Origin of the sequence: Leuconostoc gelidum subsp. gelidum KCTC 3527, assembly GCF_000166715.1 — a bacterium.
Classification (GTDB): Bacteria; Bacillota; Bacilli; order Lactobacillales; family Lactobacillaceae; genus Leuconostoc; species Leuconostoc gelidum.
In genome coordinates, this window is the sequence record NZ_AEMI01000016.1 from 230,913 (window position 1) to 247,613 (window position 16,701).

General features: G+C 37.7%; 21 protein-coding genes, 1 other RNA gene and 1 other annotated feature. Of the genes, 4 read left to right on the plus strand and 18 right to left on the minus strand.

The genetic code is table 11. The annotated features are described in order from the left end of the window. Positions 1–13: 13 nt before the first annotated feature. From EUI_RS0104590 to ezrA, 18 genes are all read right to left on the minus strand, one after another. Complete coding sequence (locus tag EUI_RS0104590; protein ID WP_010016434.1) at positions 14–280, minus strand: YaaL family protein; 267 nt, start codon at positions 278–280, stop codon at positions 14–16. Continuing rightward, a complete protein-coding gene (gene recR, locus EUI_RS0104595) occupies positions 277–882 on the minus strand; it encodes a recombination mediator RecR (protein WP_010016435.1) in 606 nt (201 codons plus the stop codon). The genes EUI_RS0104590 and recR overlap by 4 nt, the downstream gene beginning before the upstream one ends. 39 nt (positions 883–921) lie before the next feature. Beyond that, positions 922–2,688, minus strand: coding sequence for a DNA polymerase III subunit gamma/tau (dnaX, locus tag EUI_RS0104600; protein WP_010016436.1), 1,767 nt, complete (start codon positions 2,686–2,688; stop codon positions 922–924). A gap of 110 nt (positions 2,689–2,798) precedes the next feature. Then, an RNA gene (gene ffs / locus EUI_RS10365) (signal recognition particle sRNA small type) lies at positions 2,799–2,886 on the minus strand. A 23-nt stretch (positions 2,887–2,909) separates the two neighbouring features. Continuing rightward, the gene (locus EUI_RS0104605) at positions 2,910–3,428 is read right to left on the minus strand and encodes an HD domain-containing protein (RefSeq protein WP_010016437.1); all 519 of its coding nucleotides are present in this window, start codon (positions 3,426–3,428) and stop codon (positions 2,910–2,912) included. 73 nt (positions 3,429–3,501) lie between these two features. Then, positions 3,502–3,999, minus strand: a complete 498-nt coding sequence (locus tag EUI_RS0104610; protein WP_010016438.1) for a nucleoside deaminase — start codon at positions 3,997–3,999, stop codon at positions 3,502–3,504. Continuing rightward, positions 3,977–4,618, minus strand: a complete 642-nt coding sequence (locus EUI_RS0104615; RefSeq protein WP_010016439.1) for a class I SAM-dependent methyltransferase — start codon at positions 4,616–4,618, stop codon at positions 3,977–3,979. Before EUI_RS0104615 ends, EUI_RS0104610 begins: the two co-directional genes overlap by 23 nt. Before the next feature lie 132 nt (positions 4,619–4,750). Beyond that, positions 4,751–5,116 (minus strand): 50S ribosomal protein L7/L12, encoded by a 366-nt coding sequence (gene rplL / locus EUI_RS0104620; protein ID WP_010016440.1) that lies wholly within the window; start codon positions 5,114–5,116, stop codon positions 4,751–4,753. A gap of 38 nt (positions 5,117–5,154) precedes the next feature. Further along, positions 5,155–5,715, minus strand: coding sequence for a 50S ribosomal protein L10 (gene rplJ, locus EUI_RS0104625; protein ID WP_010016441.1), 561 nt, complete (start codon positions 5,713–5,715; stop codon positions 5,155–5,157). Positions 5,716–5,742: 27 nt separating this feature from the next. After that, positions 5,743–5,859 (minus strand) — a sequence feature (ribosomal protein L10 leader region). Between the two features lie 38 nt (positions 5,860–5,897). Next, complete coding sequence (rplA, locus tag EUI_RS0104630) at positions 5,898–6,590, minus strand: 50S ribosomal protein L1 (protein ID WP_010016442.1); 693 nt, start codon at positions 6,588–6,590, stop codon at positions 5,898–5,900. Next, positions 6,590–7,054: a 50S ribosomal protein L11 gene (gene rplK / locus EUI_RS0104635; RefSeq protein WP_010016443.1), complete on the minus strand. Its 465-nt coding sequence runs from the start codon at positions 7,052–7,054 to the stop codon at positions 6,590–6,592. Before rplK ends, rplA begins: the two co-directional genes overlap by 1 nt. Positions 7,055–7,181: 127 nt before the next feature. Next, a complete protein-coding gene (gene nusG, locus EUI_RS0104640; protein ID WP_010016444.1) occupies positions 7,182–7,814 on the minus strand; it encodes a transcription termination/antitermination protein NusG in 633 nt (210 codons plus the stop codon). A gap of 155 nt (positions 7,815–7,969) precedes the next feature. Continuing rightward, on the minus strand, positions 7,970–8,143 hold the full coding sequence (secE, locus tag EUI_RS0104645; RefSeq protein ID WP_010016447.1) for a preprotein translocase subunit SecE: 174 nt from the start codon (positions 8,141–8,143) through the stop codon (positions 7,970–7,972). 14 nt (positions 8,144–8,157) lie between these two features. Beyond that, positions 8,158–8,307 carry a 50S ribosomal protein L33 gene (gene rpmG / locus EUI_RS10370; protein ID WP_010016448.1) on the minus strand — a complete coding sequence of 50 codons (150 nt, stop codon included), beginning with the start codon at positions 8,305–8,307 and terminating at the stop codon, positions 8,158–8,160. 54 nt (positions 8,308–8,361) lie between these two features. Further along, positions 8,362–8,952, minus strand: coding sequence for a TetR/AcrR family transcriptional regulator (locus EUI_RS0104650; protein WP_010016449.1), 591 nt, complete (start codon positions 8,950–8,952; stop codon positions 8,362–8,364). A 99-nt stretch (positions 8,953–9,051) separates the two neighbouring features. Further along, the gene (locus tag EUI_RS0104655) at positions 9,052–10,596 is read right to left on the minus strand and encodes a YhgE/Pip domain-containing protein (protein WP_010016450.1); all 1,545 of its coding nucleotides are present in this window, start codon (positions 10,594–10,596) and stop codon (positions 9,052–9,054) included. A 116-nt stretch (positions 10,597–10,712) separates the two neighbouring features. Beyond that, complete coding sequence (locus tag EUI_RS0104660) at positions 10,713–11,246, minus strand: GNAT family N-acetyltransferase (protein WP_010016452.1); 534 nt, start codon at positions 11,244–11,246, stop codon at positions 10,713–10,715. Between the two features lie 52 nt (positions 11,247–11,298). After that, positions 11,299–13,011, minus strand: a complete 1,713-nt coding sequence (gene ezrA / locus EUI_RS0104665) for a septation ring formation regulator EzrA (RefSeq protein WP_010016453.1) — start codon at positions 13,009–13,011, stop codon at positions 11,299–11,301. Between the two features lie 315 nt (positions 13,012–13,326). On the opposite strand from ezrA, the gene rpsD reads away from it, so the two are divergent. From rpsD to EUI_RS0104690, 4 genes are all read left to right on the plus strand, one after another. Then, positions 13,327–13,938 carry a 30S ribosomal protein S4 gene (gene rpsD, locus EUI_RS0104670; RefSeq protein WP_010016454.1) on the plus strand — a complete coding sequence of 204 codons (612 nt, stop codon included), beginning with the start codon at positions 13,327–13,329 and terminating at the stop codon, positions 13,936–13,938. 117 nt (positions 13,939–14,055) lie between these two features. Further along, positions 14,056–14,427: a DUF1694 domain-containing protein gene (locus tag EUI_RS0104675; RefSeq protein ID WP_010016456.1), complete on the plus strand. Its 372-nt coding sequence runs from the start codon at positions 14,056–14,058 to the stop codon at positions 14,425–14,427. Positions 14,428–14,473: 46 nt separating this feature from the next. Beyond that, positions 14,474–15,760: a replication-associated recombination protein A gene (locus tag EUI_RS0104680; RefSeq protein WP_010016457.1), complete on the plus strand. Its 1,287-nt coding sequence runs from the start codon at positions 14,474–14,476 to the stop codon at positions 15,758–15,760. Between the two features lie 408 nt (positions 15,761–16,168). Further along, positions 16,169–16,612 carry a universal stress protein gene (locus tag EUI_RS0104690; RefSeq protein WP_010016459.1) on the plus strand — a complete coding sequence of 148 codons (444 nt, stop codon included), beginning with the start codon at positions 16,169–16,171 and terminating at the stop codon, positions 16,610–16,612. Positions 16,613–16,701: the final 89 nt, after the last annotated feature.

Sequence of the window (16,701 nt, forward strand, 5' to 3'; positions counted from 1 at the left end):
ATGCGCCACATCATCAAAATTGATTACGATCAGTTTTTAAAACATGCGTTTGCATATGTCCAACCGTTTTTCGTCGTCTTGCCTCACGATAAAGGTAATTAAATTTTGCTTTATTTAATGCTGTTTGAGACTGTATTAGCCGTACATTTACTTGGCCATCTAATAGCGCTTCCTCAGAATTTTTCGCCATATCCCAATCTATTTTTGCCTTATCAACTTGAAAAACAAGGGCTTGATCATATTCATGACGTAGGTCACGCTTTTTTTTTCCAAAAATCATAATTCTGTTCGTCCTTGTACGGCTTTAATAAGTGTTAACTGATCTGCATAATCGATATCTGACCCAACTGCCAAACCATGTGCTAAACGTGTCACCTTAATTCCTGCAGGCTTGAGTAGCCTTGCAAGATACATGGCTGTTGCTTCACCTTCAGCGGTAACATTGGTACCAACAATAACCTCATCAATTTCTTGATGTTCTGATAAACGTCGAATTAAACTAGGTAAATTAATATCTTCTGGCCCTGTTCCCGCACTAGGTGAGATTACACCGTTCAAAATATGGTAAAGTCCATGATAGTCCCTCGTGTTCTCCATAGCCATGACATCACGAGAATTTTCGACAACAAACACTGTAGATTGATCACGCGTAGCATCTCGACATATCACACAAGGATTAATACTATTTTCCGTTATATTACCACATACCGAACAAAATGTCAGATCTTTTTTGGCAGAAACGAGTGATTTTGAAAAATCTAGTACATCTTTTTCGTCCATGCCAAGCGTATAAAAAGCCAAACGTGTCGCAGTTTTTGAACCAATACCAGGTAATTTTGTATAACTATCTATTAATTTTGCAATAGGTTCTGGATAATCCATAGATTAAAAGGCTACATGAGCCAATCCTTTCTTTTATTATTAATCAATAACAGTTACAATATCACTACCAAACATTTTTTTTGCTGCCATAACAACAGCCGGTTCCGTTACCTTTGCCACCATTTTTGGTTCTTCAATGTTTGTTAATGCCTTTTGACTACTCACGCGTGGTAAATCAGTTAAAACAATTCGTTTTGTCTCACCTGATTTGAGCTTTGTGACATATGCTGCGCGTTCTTGATGCCAATCATCTTGTGAAATAAACACCATTGATAACGGTAAATGCTGTTCTCGTAGTGCTGCTTCCAAACTATTTTGCATTTGAGCATCATGTAAAGCCTGTTCAAGCAACGCTGGATAATCAAATGCTAGCACAATAGCTTCCTCGCTTGCAGCGACAGGTTCAGCAATTGTAAGCATTGCTTGTTGTGCAACATCAAATTGTGTAATAAGTGTTGACCAATTATTTTTTACCCGACTTAGTGCTTCACGTTTAGCCATTTGTAATACCGCAAACACTGCTTGTTGCCCAGTTCGAACCAACAAATTAATATCAGCATTTTGATTTATTTGCTCGGATGACACCGGATTAACTGCTTGTTTTTGCTCTGAAACAATAGGCGTGACATTTTTAAATTTTTCAGCAACTATAGGTGTGACATTTATTGTTTGATTTTTTATATCACCTTCATTTATTGCTGCTGAAGACATAAGTGATTCATCGTTTGCTGATGATGCTTCAAAAGAGACCGGTACTGTCGCTATAGGTTCGACAAGCATGCTCAATTTCACGGTTAATAGTTCTAGATACACATCACTTTGCATAGTTTGCATCAACTGTTTTTGGATACCATCTAGTGTCAGCATCATTTGTTCAATACGGGTTATACCCAGTTTTTTTGACAATAATTGTAACTCTGATAATTGAATTGTTGACTTAATTAACTCTTCTGCAACATCAACAAGCATGATATCTCGTAGTAGACCAAGAATATCGACAACAAACCGTTGTGCATCTTTACCTTCAATGAGAATATCGTGTAACACCTGTAAACTTTTAGGTGTATCGCCAGCACTTACGGCTTTCACATACGACAACAATTCTGTTGTCGTCGTTGATCCCGTGACTTGTAACGCATTATCAACAGTCACATTATCAGTACTAAACGCAATAACCTGGTCTAATATGGACAAAGCATCACGCATGCCACCCTCAGCAACATTTGCAATAATACGGAGTGCGTCGTCTTCATAAGCTATCTGTTGTTTATTCAATATATCTACTAACCGCGCTTTGATAATTGAACTATCAATACGTTTAAATTCAAACCGTTGCGTTCGTGACAAAATAGTTACAGGTACCTTTTGTGGTTCAGTCGTTGCCAAAATAAATTTGACATTGGCTGGTGGTTCTTCTAATGTTTTAAGCAGTGCGTTGAAGGCACTATTTGATAGCATATGCACCTCATCGATGATATATACTTTAAATTCTGCTTCAATTGGTGCATAATCAACATTTGATAAAATATCACGCATATCTTCAACACGGCTATTTGATGCAGCATCAAATTCAACAATATCTGGTATCTGTGAATCATCTGTTGTAGGATCAATACCATTTATTTCACGAGCAAATATTTTAGCGGCCGATGTTTTTCCTGTGCCACGCGGACCAGAAAATAAATAAGCATGACCTGTTTGATGAGTTTCAATGGCATTTTTAAGCGTCTGTGTAATCACTTCTTGCCCAACCATATCATCAAACGTTCGTGGTCTGTAGACCCGATATAATGCCTGATATGCCAAAGTCACCACCTCCATTACTAGTTTATTGCTATGTCGTAAAAACTTGTCAATTGCATTTGTCTCACTACAGATCACAAGTTATTTACAAAAAAAGACCGCAATGCGGTCAAATATGTACACAAGCACAGTATTGAACAACCTTAGAGCTGCTACATTCCTGTCCTGACCCAGTTCGAGAGCCAACACTTGCCTGCTTTATTATTATATCTAATTTTTAAAGTTTACGCAAATACTTCTGCAATTTTTTTGGTCCATTTTGTATGCCATTTAAAATATGTTAAATATGTCTTTGGTATGAGGTACTCATTAACTGCAGCAAAATCATCCACAATTGATACAATCCAACTTTCACGATATTTTGGTAATGCAATCGTTGCACCAAACATATGTTTTAAAATAATATCTGCTTCTTTTGAATTAATATGAGTTATTTTTTGCGCATTTTTTAATGCAATACGCGGATGCACATAAGCATGTGACCCTTCTTCAAACTTCGTCACACGCCAGTCGTAATAAAACATATCATGTAGTAGCCCTGCACGTGCGGTAGCTGTTTCATCCGCACCAATTTTTTTAGCAATCAGGTAAGAACGGTATGATACTGAAATAGAATGACGTAACCGATTTGAAAAATGATGTTGTGTATATTGTGACAGTTGTTGTACTTCATCGTGTTGTAACAAGTCATCTACGATATTTAAATACTCTTGGTCGTTACGCCAAGCATTCGGATTTTGCATGTATACTTTTCCTTATTTGATAAGTCTGACTACATTATAATACTAAACAGGATGATTGTGTACCAATTTGCATTTATTTTTTTCCAAGTTTACGCTGTAAACGAATTTTTTTAAAAAAATTCTGTAATAATGCACCACCTTCTGCACCGCGAATATTGGTGTGTACATCAGCACGATGGTTTAAACGGTCATCTTCTAATAACTGATATAAAGATCTTGTACCGCCGCCTTTACTATCTTCTGCACCATAATAAACTGACGGAATACGTGCATTAATGATTGCTCCCGCACACATAATACAAGGTTCAAGTGTCACAAATAAGGCCGTGTCTTCCAAACGCCACGAACTTAATAAGTGATTTGCAGCCTCTATAGCTAGTAACTCTGCATGTGCTGTCGCTATTTGGTCTGCCTCTCGATGATTGTGTGCACGAGCAATAATGACATTATCTTTTACAATGACTGCACCAATTGGCACTTCACCATCAGTTTCAGCAAGTTTCGCTTCATTTAGCGCAACCTGCATGAAATAATCAATTTGTTCACTACTAAACTTTGGTTGTTGGATCATATGCGCTCTCCAAGATATAATAACCTTTATCTTTGTGAATAACTTTCACATTGCCAAAAACAGTGGCCATATTTTTTTGTGCTGATGGTGCGCCTTGCTTTTTTTGTAACACTGCAATTAATTTACCACCTGGCAGTAAATATTGGATGCTTTCTTGTAACATTGCCGTGACGACACTCTTTCCAGCACGAATAGGCGGATTCGCCAATATCAAGGCATACTTATCAGATACGCTAGCATATATATCGGATTGAAAAACGTTAACTAAACTCAACACACCATTTTGCTCTGCATTCTTACACGCTAATGCCAGAGCACGTTCATTGACATCTGTCATATCTACTGGCTGCTGTAAATATTTTGCTACCGCTACACCAACTGGCCCGTAGCCCGTCCCAAGATCTAATATTTTCCCTGAAATAATAGTTGTTTTATTTAATGCATTTAACATTGTCCTTGTGCCAAAGTCGACAGTTGATTTAGAAAAAACCCCACTATCTGTTGTAAAATGTAGATGATTACCTAATAAATCAAAATCAAAATCTTGATAATGATGCTCTGAATTAGGACTAGCTGTAAAATACATTTCTCCAGCAATTTTTTCTTTAGATGTATCCATTAATAGCTCCTTAAGTTTTATGTACAAAAAAAGAAGTACCGAAGCACCTCTTTTAATATAGCAAATCAGTTATGATTTCAAATTAGAAAATCTTAACTCACACTGCCAAATTCATAATTTCAAAAAACGAAATTACTTCAATGCTACTGCTGCGCCAGTTGCTTCCAAAGTTTCTTTCAATTCGTTAGCAGCAGCTTCATCAAGACCTTCTTTAACGATTGAAGGTGCATTGTCAACTAAGTCCTTAGCTTCCTTCAATCCAAGACCAGTTGCTTCACGAACTGCCTTGATAACCTTAACTTTAGCAGTACCTGCTGAAGTTAATTCTACATCAAAGTCTGTCTTTTCAGCTACGCCGCCGTCAGCTGCTCCAGCTGCTGCTACGGGTGCTGCTGCTGAAACGTCAAATTCTTCTTCGATTGCTGAAACCAAATCAGCTAAATCCAAGATTGTTGCATCCTTCAATGATGCGATAATCGCGTCTTTATCAAAAGCCATGATTAAATCCTCCAATTTTTTGTATGTTATTTTTTTAATTATTCAGCATCTGTTGCTGCTTCAGCAACAGGTACTTCTTCGGTAGTAGTGGCTTCGCCACCATTTTCCTCTTCCAACTTTTCTTGCAATGCCTTAACAACATATGCAAATGAACGGATTGGGAATTGGAATTCGGCCAACAATTGTCCAAACAAACCTTCGCGTGATGGCAAAGATGCATATTTGTTAATGTCGTCCAAGTTAGCAATGTTGCCATCGACAACACCACCTTTGATTTCCAACTTTTCGTTGGCGTCAGCAAATTTCTTCAAAATACGTGATGGTGCAATAGCATCATCATTTGAGAATGCGACGGCTGATGGACCGGCAAAAATGTCGTTCAATTCAGCAAATCCAGCCTTTTCAGCGGCACGTGTCAAAATCTTGTTCTTGATAACTTCAAGTACAACACCTTCTTGGCGCAATTGATGACGCAAATCTGTAGATTGAGCAACTGTCAATCCACGAGCATCAACAACAACTGCTGAAGCAGCATTCTTGAATTGATCAGCAATTTCTTCAACTTTTTGTGCTTTTACTGCAATAGCTTTTTCACTCATGATATATATTCTCCTTTCATAATATTATTTTGCAAAAGAAATCCCGTGTACCAAAAGACACACGGGAAAAGTTTTTTAAACTTCCTCGGCAGGATATTAAGGTACAAGTACCTCCTGAGTCTTAGGCAAAATGATTTAATTTACTTAATAAGTATATCAAACGAAGTTGATATCGTCAAACTTTACAATGCGTTAACATCCAAAGCAACGGCTGGACTAACAGTTGAAGAAATTGACACGTGCTCTACATATACACCCTTAACAGCTGCTGGGCGCGACTTCAAAACAGTGTCAGCAATTGTTTTGATATTTTCAGCCAACTTAGCTTCATCAAACGACACACGACCAACAGGCACAGCAACGTTTCCGTCACGGTCTGTACGGTATGTTACTTGTCCGCCCTTAGCATCTGAAACAGCCTTAGTAACATCCATTGTAACTGTACCAGTCTTTGGGTTGGGCATCAATCCCTTAGGACCCAAAATACGTGCAACACGACCAACTTGAGCCATCATATCAGGTGTAGCAATGGCTGTATCAAAGTCCATCCAGCCACCTTGAATTTGTGCAACTAAGTCAGCAGCCCCAACAACATCGGCTCCAGCAGCTTCCGCTTCCTTAGCTTTGTCGCCTTGTGCAAAGACAATAACCTTCTTGTCTTTACCTGTTCCATTTGGCAAAACAACAGCGCCACGTAATTGTTGATCTGCTTGACGTGTGTCAACATTTAACTTAAAGACAACTTCAACTGAAGCGTCATAGTTAGCGTAATCAATTTCTTTAACTAGCGTTACTGCTTCATTCAAAGTGTAGTTCTTTTCAGCTTCTACCTTTGCTAATGCTGCAGTATACTTCTTACCATGTTTTTGAGTCATTATTCTGCGTCCTCCTTGATTGCTGTACCGTCAACAGTCAAGTCAACACCTTCAACAGTAACACCCATTGAACGTGCTGTACCTTCGATCATACGCATAGCTGCTGTAACATCATTAGCATTTAAATCACCCATTTTGTTTTCAGCAATTGCCCGAATTTGATCCAAAGTAACGTTTCCGACCTTCTTAGTGTTAGGTTCTCCTGAACCCTTACCAACAATTTTACGTAATTGGTCAGCAGCAGGTGGTGTCTTCGTAACGAATTCGAATGAACGATCATCGAAAACAGAGATTTCAACCGGAATGATTGAACCCGCTTGTTCTGCAGTACGCGCATTAAATTCTTTTGTGAATTGCGCAATGTTAATGCCGGCTTGTCCCAACGCAGGACCAACTGGTGGTGCTGGCGTTGCTTTAGCAGCGGCGATTTGTAGTTTAACTACTGTTGTAACTTTTTTAGCCACGATTTTTTCCTCCTCGTGTTGTGGTAGACGCAGCTTAAGTGCTGCTCCCACGTATGTCTATGACATACCCATTAATTATATAAGATAATATCTTTTTTCGCAAGTATTTATTTAAATTTGCACTATTTTAAGCTTCATCCAAAACAGTATCAACATCAGCAAAGTCTAATTCTGTTGGCGTTTCACGGCCGAACACTTCAACTGTTGCTTCCAATGTTTGTTTCTCAACATCAACCATTGTAACAGTAGCTTCCATACCAGAAAAAGGTCCAGTAATGATTTTAACTGTTTGTCCAATTTCGACTGCCAAATCAACCACTTCACGGGTTACCATGCCCATACGTTTCATCAAAAGATCAACTTCCTCAGGCATTAGTGAATTAGGCTTTGACCCAGCACCGTGAGATCCCAAGAATCCTGTAACACCAGGTGTGTTACGCACAACATACCAAGCTTCATCAGTCATATTGTAATCATGTGGTGTTGCCATTTCAACTAAAACATAACCCGGAAAATCGTTTTCAACAGAGGTTTTTGCTTCGCCATCTTGAATAGTTGTCACTTCTTGTTCTGGCACCAAAATACGGAAAATTTGTTCTGACATACCCATTGTTTGTGTACGGGACTCCAAGTTAGCCTTCACTTTGTGTTCATAACCGGAATAGGTATGCACAACGAACCACGATTTTTCAATATTATCGTTATTAACAATCGCTTCTTCGTTTTGGTTTTCTTGTGATAATTCGTTATTTTCTGACATGATTTAATGCGCCCGATTCGTCTATCATTACTGTTAAATATGGTAATGATTCAACATTTTCTAAGGCTTCTCCTTCTTTTTTGCTATAAAAAAGGACCTCATAAAGAAGTCCTTGCTGATATTACTAGTATACTATATCTTTGATCATTTCGCTATTAATTTAGAATGAAATTAAAGCCACTTTGCAACAGCCAATCCACCCCGCCTAAAAATAGCGCAAAAACAACTGAGACGGTGATAACTGTCACCGTTTCTTTTGATGCTTGTTCTTGTGATAACCAAGTGACTCGCTTCATCTCTGTTGCAACGTTTCTAAAATATTTCAACATATTTTTTATAACCTTTACTTTGTTTGCTGGTGTAATGTATGCTTTCCGCAAAAAGCGCAAAACTTTTTAACTGCAAGACGCTCTGTGCGATCTTTTGATAATGCTACCGTGTAATTACGCGAACCACAAATTGTGCACGCGAGTGATACTTTTTGACTAGCCATGTGTGTCGTCTCCGTTAAATTCTCACTATATCATACCATCTACCTGTACAAAACTCAACGTTCTGAGACACCATAGAGAATTAGATCAAGCAATTGTTGTATTCTTTCTGTCATATCCAATGTGCCATTAAGACGATGAAAATCACCGAATAATGGTGCTAAACTGGTAATATAAAACGAACTGGCTACCCGAGAATCAACATGTTGGCGAAGTTTCAATGCTTCTTGATCAAAAAAAATTGCGATTGGCTTCACATAATCGCGACCAAAAACAATGCCCAATTCTCGTTGATTTTCTAATGATAATACGTTAAAGCTACCATGTATCAAAGTGAAAACATCACGCGGATGACGCGTAACAATGACTTGTGTCATAGCAACAAGCTGGTCTCTAGGTTGCTCATATGTTTGGCTTAAAATAAGATGCATACTATCTGATACTTGTTTACCTACCCGTTTGATAACCTCAACAAACAGTGCCTCTTTATCTCCAAAATAATGATACAGAGCTGGTTGTGTGATGTTGAGTACTTTAGTAATTTCGCGCGTCGTTGTTTGTTCATATCCTTTTGCTAAAAATAATTCTGTTGCTGCTAGCAAAATGCGTTCACGTGTGACTTCACTTGTACTTTTTTTTGTTATCATATTATTATTTTACACCCTTTTTAATCGTAAAATAGTATAACTTTGAGCACATCTGTAACTTTAAACTAACTTTTCCTAATCAATAATAGTATAAACGATTCAATCAATTAGTATTTCTTCAAGATTTTGACGTTGCTTTACACGGTAGTATGTCACTAATAAAATAGTAAAAATAAGCAACCAAAGTACTATTATGGCCACATTTTGTTGTACATTACCACCAAATATTAGCTGACTAATCGCACGATTTAAGGCCGTCAATGGGAATATACTACGTGTGATATTAAATAAAGCTGTTGACATACTGCTAGGTATTGACGTGACTGTAAAAATTACCTGCATTGTCATAAGAACTATTGACAACCACCAGCCACTTTGGCCTAATACTTGTTTTAAATACCAAACAATACTCATCATCGCCCAAGAAGCCAACAAAGTCACAACCGTAATGGTGAAAAATTTTCCTAATGATATCTGCCAAAATAACGCACTGGTTGTCATCAACAATACAGTCACAATACTCAATACTCCCCCAACTTGGAAATTACGCCACCACTGTTCCAATGCAAGCATTTCTTGCTTGGTTGATTTTATTGGTAATACTAAACCAAACAAAATAGACAACAGTGTCACGCCAATGACTAATAGATTTGGCAAAATAAATTGACCATCTTGCTTAACAGGTTGAATATCCGTCATATTAAAAGCCATCATTTGTGATAAAGGTGACACGTTTTTACTTGATTCCTGCTCCCCTAGCGTATCTTTTAATTTACCAGCAATGCTAGACTGCCCTTGTTGAATTTTCTTTGCACTTGATTGAATAATACCAGATTCATCACTCAACGCTTTTGTATTATTCAAATTAGCCGCCATATTACTAATACCCCCGACTACAGAGGTCTGCATTGTATAAGATACATCATTAATCGCTGAAGCCATCTCGCTGATCTTAGAAGTATCTCCTGCGCTAATTGCATCATTAAGTTGTGCAGAATAGTTTGCTAATTTTGCTGTTTCTTCTTGTGCTGTTTCTTGAAGATCACTTGCTTTCTGTGCATCAATACCATTACCAACTGCTTGCAAATTAGTCTGTAAATCATTTGCTTCTTGCGATAAATTTTGACTTTGATTTGCAAGATTCTTTAACATTGAACTATTGGCTGTACCAATCATCAAAAGCGCATTTTCATGATTCAACGCTTGTGCTAATTGACGCTGCATATATTGCGATGCAAATTGACTCTGTCCACTAGCAATTATTTGCTGCAAATTAATTGTTTTCCCAGATTTTTGAAAATCTGATAACTGGCTTGTTAATGCTGACGGTATAACCACAATGGCACTGATTTTACCATCACGTAGAGCCAATTTTGCTTGCTTTTTTGTCGTGTAGTTTATAGCCATGAATATTTTTTCATTGCGTAAACGACGAGAAAAATCAGCACCAATATTTTGCTGTTTACCACGATACTGACCACCATCATCTAGATTAACCACTGCAACCTTTAATCTACTGGCCTGCTGTGTCGTATGACCCATTGTGCCTAAGAAACCTGCTACAAATATCACAGGTATCATAGCAGCAACTAGCCACTTAGCTAATTGTCGCTTATTTTTTAATAAATATTGCCAACTTGACATATAAACCCCTTCTATGATTACGATATACTTTACTAGCATAACGATAAAATTTATCATTTGGGGTGTCTTTATAAATTTTTATGACTTTTACAACATTTTTTTAAATCAAAATTTATTTAGAATTTCTCACGATATCGTTCAGATGACATATGCCAAACAACATGAGATGATGTAGCGTTAATTTCGGTTTGTTCAAATCCTAAACGTTCAGGTACGTGGCGACTACTTATATTCTCACTGTCGTGACTAATCCAAATATCAACCAAATTCAGTTCAGTAAATCCAATTTTAAGCAAACTGCTGACCGCTTCATGCATAAATCCTTTCCCTCTCTGTAGAGGCGTCAATACATAGCCAATTTCAGCATTGCTTTTTAATATATTTTGTCGAAAATCAATGCTACCAATTAGTTCATTTGTTTCTTGTAATGCAATGCCATATTTTTTCGTGTTAACAACATCTTGCCAAAAATAAGATTTAATCGCTTGATTTTCAACATTCTCGATGCTAGTGTTCAAAGTACCCGATAACCACTGAACGGTATTTTCATCACTCAACCATTGATACATTTGTGGCGCATCTGTTAATAAAACACGCCGTAATACTAACCGATCTGTTAGTATTTCATTATAATCATCAATAGTCTTCATTATTCTACCCATTTTTATGAAAAAAGCCAGCATCAGCTGGCTTTTTTCTAGTTTATAGTAATGGTGTCTTACGTCGCATATACGAATCAACTAACTTTTCATAGATTCCTGGCTCCACACTATTTAAGGCTGGTCCCAAAACATCCATCGCTTTATCAAAGCTGTAATCCCGTTCATAGAACATACGAGCTTGTTCACTAGCGGCTGCAACACGATCGCTACTTGTGCGATAACGATTAGCATACTGTAATAACTGTTCCGTTAAAGATGCTTGGTCAACAAGCGTTTCTGTTTTCTCTTTTAATGTATCAATATCAGCTGAAACAATGTTAAGTTGTCTTTGCACCTCATCCATATCGATTAGATGTGCTTGCAGCGATTTAGCTAATCGATTCAACTCATTAGATACTGCAAAAAAATATTCTAAATAGCTTCCTGGTAATCCAGGTAAATTCATGCGTTCAACAGCTTGTTTGATATTTTCAATTTCTTGTTGATATTGACCACCAAATTGTCGTGCTGAATGTTGTGCTTTTTCAAGTCCTGAAATTTTCTCCCAAATTTCAACTTGTTGACTCTCGATTTCCGAGAAACGTTTTAACTGACTGTCTTGTTTGGCGCGTAACTCACTAAAAGACATTTCAGAAGCCTCAAGCAAATCATCGTTATGATTAACTTGTTCCTCGGTAGCATTGATTTGTTCCAACAAAGTACGTCGTGTCTCTAATTCTTTATGATTGAACTGAAACCTTTGACCTAAGCGGTCTAACGTCATCGATAATTGACCATTTTGTTCGCGTAACCGTAATAAGTCTGATGACAACTGATCGGCATTTTTAGTCACTTCTTTTCTAGCTGTCACTTCTGTTTCCATCATGTCATATAATGTATCAATACGCCGATCAATATAGCCATTTTGTTCCGACACTTCTTTTAACTTAAGTTCACCCAGTAACTGAAGAACTTGTTGGCGTTGCGCATCAATTGCTTCAAGTTCCTCCACCAATGTATCATTGGGGAAAACGTAACCTTGGGCAATGAGATCCGTGTGTCCCTGTACCAATTCATTCAATTGTTCAACATACACTGTATCTAATTTTTCAAACAACGCAGGAATGTCAGCCATCATATTTTCCATTTGTGTTGTTTCCATGGCCAATTGTTCATAAATATCAGAAGCAGTTGCGTGATCACCATTTTCCGTTAAACGCGTAAATTCATCATAATCGCCCTCAAGCTGCTTCAAAAAATTGTCTAGACCCTTATTTGCTGGTCCAAATTTAAAGTTTTCTGCCAGCAAACGTTTACGTAAGTCATCATATTTCTTTTTTAAATCGTTAATTGCTTCGCGATGCGCTTCGTCAATCTTTTTTAATTCTGTTAAACCACTACGAACAGTGTTAATTGTACTCTCCGTATCATCAACCATGGCCTCTAAACGCGATAACTCGTGCCCTGTTTTAATAAAATTAATACCCCGTGCCTCAAATAAAACAAGGTTGGCTTGTTGATCAATTTTCAGAAATTTATTATTTTTAACATCATTAAAACTACCTTCCAAACTTTGATACTGTTTTAAAGACTGTCCTGTTAATGCTAATTTGCGCCCTTCAACCAACTCATCACGAACCTTTAAAGACGCTAATTGTTCTTTTTTAGTTTGGTATGCGCTCACTCTTTTTACTGTTGTACGCTGCATAATAAATATTGCTAAATATGCGATGACAACGATACCTAAAATAATTGCTAATACAGTCAGATTCATGTGTTTTTATCCCATTTTTAATTGATAATCTCATTCTATCACGCGACTAGATGTAATGCCGAGTATCGCAATGTATTTTGCTAAATCTCAAATCGTTTACACCTTTCTTAATAACTTGCTTATCATAATCATTTCTGTTACTATTAAAAGAAGTTGTTAATTGAGTAGCAGTAAGTAAAGAAGCGCGTCAACAACGCCCCAAATCGTTAGTAAGGCCATAGCTACTGGTTCTGAGAAACGTCAAGTTCGGCGCTGCACGCATCTGGTACTTACCCCTCAAATGTACGACAAACTACATTTTGGAGGACATTATATATGTCACGTTATACAGGTCCAAAGTGGCGCATTTCGCGTCGCTTAGGTGTTTCATTGTCTGGTACTGGTAAAGAATTATCACGTCGTGCATACGCACCTGGTGATCACGGTGCAGGTCGCCGCGCTAAAATTTCTGAATATGGTACACAATTGCGTGAAAAGCAAAAGTTGCGTTTCACTTACGGTTTGACAGAACGTCAATTCCATTCTTTGTTTAATAAAGCTGGTAAGATCCGTAAGGGTACACATGGTACTAACTTCATGATTTTGTTGGAGCAACGTTTGGATTCACTTGTTTACCGTCTTGGTTTGGCCACAACACGCCAACAAGCACGTCAATTAGTTAATCATGGCCATATTATGGTCGACAGCAAACGTGTTGATATTCCTTCATTCAGCGTAACACCTGGTCAAGTTATCTCAGTTCGCGACAAGTCAAAAACTATTGTTCCTATTCAAGTAGCTGTTGAATCAGTTGTGGGTCATCCACAATTCGTTTCATTCGATGCTGAAAAGCTTGAAGGTTCATTAGTTCGCTTGCCAGAACGTGAAGAATTAGATGCCGACATTAACGAATCATTAATCGTCGAATATTACAACCGTTTGGGTTAATAACTTAATTCATTTGGTAGAAAACGTCACCGTTTTGGTGGCGTTTTTTCTTTTGTTTGTGTTGTGATTTAAATATAACGTATAATAGACATACTACAACGTATCGGAGAATAAAACATGGATATCAATGAACGCTTACAAAAAGAACAACTCGGTGGTCAATCTCAAATAAACCCTGATGAACAAAAACATTACCTTGGCACATTTCGAGAACGTGTCGTGGTTGCTGTTAAATATTCGCAACTAAGAAGCTTAGATGTTCAATCACAATTTGAAACCACTTTAAAATCACATAGTATGGGTAAAGTTTTAATTGATCAAAACATTGCTGGGGATAACTTTGCCCCCTATGTCGCTATAGCAACACGTACAAAGCACCCGTTCACACTACTCTCTCATACAACAGAATCTATGCATCAAAACGATCCAATCGCCGTTTTATTAGCCGCCGATACCGCTGTCAATATTGACAACATTTATTTAAATTAATAAGCCACTACTATACTATAAAAAAGGATCACCAAGGTTTAATATTATGCAGCAGCCTCTCGCGTATCGTATGCGCCCAACTCAAATTGAAGAAATCGTTGGACAACCTCATTTAGTAGGTAGTGGCAAAATTATTCGACGTATGGTTGACGCTAAACGCCTTAGTTCCATGATTTTATATGGCCCACCAGGTACTGGAAAAACTTCAATCGCATCTGCTATTGCAGGATCTTCGAAATATGCATTCCGTATGTTAAATGCCGCGACAGATAGCCAAAAAGATCTTCAAATCGTTGCTGAAGAAGCTAAAATGTCCGGTACTGTCGTTTTATTACTGGATGAAATTCATCGTTTAAATAAAATAAAACAAGATTTTTTATTACCTCATTTAGAATCTGGCGCAATTATTTTAATCGGTGCTACAACTGAGAATCCTTACATTAACGTGACGCCAGCTATTCGATCACGAACGCAAATTTTTCAAGTCATGCCACTTACCGAAAACGACATCAAAATCGCCGTTAAACGTGCACTTGATGATAAAGAAAAAGGCCTTGGCAATTACAATGTTACGCTTGATGATAATGCGATGACACAACTGTCTCGGGCAACAAATGGTGATCTGCGTAGCGCACTCAATGGCTTGGAATTAGCTGTTTTGTCAACGCCTCCTAATAAAAAAAGCAATGCCATTCATATCACTTTGCCAATTATTGAAGAAACTGTACAACGTAAAGCAATGTCTGCTGATAAAGATGGCGATGCACATTATGACGTCATTTCAGCTCTTCAAAAGTCCATTCGTGGTTCCGATGTTGATGCTGCCTTACATTATGCCGCACGGATTGTAGAGTCCGGTGACTTACCAATTTTGACACGACGCCTGACAGTTATTGCCTATGAGGATATCGGTTTAGCCAATCCAGCCGCTGTGCAACATGCTGTCCTAGCCATTCAGGCCGCTCAAACACTTGGTTTTCCGGAGGCACGTATTCCTTTGGCAAATGCAATAATTGAACTCGCACTTTCTCCAAAGTCGAATGCAGCCTACCAAGCACTGGACATGGCAATTAATGATATTAATTCAGGCAAAGTGTCAGATATTCCCAACCATTTAAAAGATTCACATTATCAAGGTGCGGCTGATTTGGATCATGGTACATCCTATATTTACCCCCATGATTTCGATAATGACTGGATCCCACAACAATATTTACCAGATAGTATCCATGATGTTTCATATTTCCATCCTAAAGGCAACTCGAAAATCGAGCAATCATTCTATGATGTATATCATTCTTTAAAATTGCAACAAAAAAAAGGCTTACAATGAGTATTATTTTGAAACTAATAATACAATTACTAGTTTCAAAATGTCAAGACTGGTTGTTGCCAATTTTTCGCGTTATAATAAAGTATAGATTCCTCAGATATACGCATTGTTACATCATCAGCTTTTTCCTTACAACTTTCATTTCTCGGATGGGAATTTTCGACTTGACAGATAAGCCCTTTCATTCGGTAATCTAACAAGCGTTATGAACGATCCACCTCGACAATTCCGAGGAAAACCTGCGTAACGATTAACGGTATCATGAGTGTCTCGGGCATGTCCCGTGCGTCCACAATTGTGGACGCTTTTTTGTACAGAAAAGTTTGTCAACAAATATTTTAAAATTATAGTAATTTATCAATGTAAGCGGTATACTTAAAGTATAAACAATATTAAAGGAGAATTCTTATGACAGCAAACTATAACAACATTTTAGTGCCAATGGATGGTTCGAAAGAATCAGAAGCAGCACTTGTTCGCGCCATTGAGTTAACAAATGATGCTGGTGACAATGGTATATTATCAATTTTGAACGTCATTGATACACGTGCTTTTCAAAATGTAGCCAGTTTTGATGATACAATGGTCGAAGCTGTCTCTGATGAAACACGTAAAACACTTGATAAGTATAAGCAACAAGCCATTGATGCTGGTGTTAAAAACGTTGACTATCTCATTGAATATGGTTCACCAAAAGCATTGATTGCTAAAGACGTACCAAATGAGGTTAATGCCGACATCATCGTTATTGGAGCTACTGGTTTAAACGCCGTAGAACGCTTAGTTATCGGTTCTGTTACTGAATTTGTGACAAGAACGGCTAATATTGACGTATTAGTTGTTCGCGGTTAATCTTTAATACTATTAATTTTGGTACACATGTTTTTCACGAATACTATTAAAATATATTAAAAAGTCGCCAACTTCGTGTATGAAGTTGG

Bases quoted from the DNA above. Each gene is read 5' to 3' on its own strand.
- EUI_RS0104590 (WP_010016434.1), bottom strand. From the start codon at position 280: ATGATTTTTGGAAAAAAAAAGCGTGACCTACGTCATGAATATGATCAA.
- recR (WP_010016435.1), bottom strand. From the start codon at position 882: ATGGATTATCCAGAACCTATTGCAAAATTAATAGATAGTTATACAAAA.
- EUI_RS0104605 (WP_010016437.1), bottom strand. From the start codon at position 3,428: ATGCAAAATCCGAATGCTTGGCGTAACGACCAAGAGTATTTAAATATC.
- EUI_RS0104610 (WP_010016438.1), bottom strand. From the start codon at position 3,999: ATGATCCAACAACCAAAGTTTAGTAGTGAACAAATTGATTATTTCATG.
- EUI_RS0104615 (WP_010016439.1), bottom strand. From the start codon at position 4,618: ATGGATACATCTAAAGAAAAAATTGCTGGAGAAATGTATTTTACAGCT.
- rplL (WP_010016440.1), bottom strand. From the start codon at position 5,116: ATGGCTTTTGATAAAGACGCGATTATCGCATCATTGAAGGATGCAACA.
- rplJ (WP_010016441.1), bottom strand. From the start codon at position 5,715: ATGAGTGAAAAAGCTATTGCAGTAAAAGCACAAAAAGTTGAAGAAATT.
- rplA (WP_010016442.1), bottom strand. From the start codon at position 6,590: ATGACTCAAAAACATGGTAAGAAGTATACTGCAGCATTAGCAAAGGTA.
- nusG (WP_010016444.1), bottom strand. From the start codon at position 7,814: ATGTCAGAAAATAACGAATTATCACAAGAAAACCAAAACGAAGAAGCG.
- secE (WP_010016447.1), bottom strand. From the start codon at position 8,143: ATGTTGAAATATTTTAGAAACGTTGCAACAGAGATGAAGCGAGTCACT.
- rpmG (WP_010016448.1), bottom strand. From the start codon at position 8,307: ATGGCTAGTCAAAAAGTATCACTCGCGTGCACAATTTGTGGTTCGCGT.
- EUI_RS0104650 (WP_010016449.1), bottom strand. From the start codon at position 8,952: ATGATAACAAAAAAAAGTACAAGTGAAGTCACACGTGAACGCATTTTG.
- EUI_RS0104655 (WP_010016450.1), bottom strand. From the start codon at position 10,596: ATGTCAAGTTGGCAATATTTATTAAAAAATAAGCGACAATTAGCTAAG.
- EUI_RS0104660 (WP_010016452.1), bottom strand. From the start codon at position 11,246: ATGAAGACTATTGATGATTATAATGAAATACTAACAGATCGGTTAGTA.
- ezrA (WP_010016453.1), bottom strand. From the start codon at position 13,011: ATGAATCTGACTGTATTAGCAATTATTTTAGGTATCGTTGTCATCGCA.
- rpsD (WP_010016454.1), top strand. From the start codon at position 13,327: ATGTCACGTTATACAGGTCCAAAGTGGCGCATTTCGCGTCGCTTAGGT.
- EUI_RS0104675 (WP_010016456.1), top strand. From the start codon at position 14,056: ATGGATATCAATGAACGCTTACAAAAAGAACAACTCGGTGGTCAATCT.
- EUI_RS0104680 (WP_010016457.1), top strand. From the start codon at position 14,474: ATGCAGCAGCCTCTCGCGTATCGTATGCGCCCAACTCAAATTGAAGAA.
- EUI_RS0104690 (WP_010016459.1), top strand. From the start codon at position 16,169: ATGACAGCAAACTATAACAACATTTTAGTGCCAATGGATGGTTCGAAA.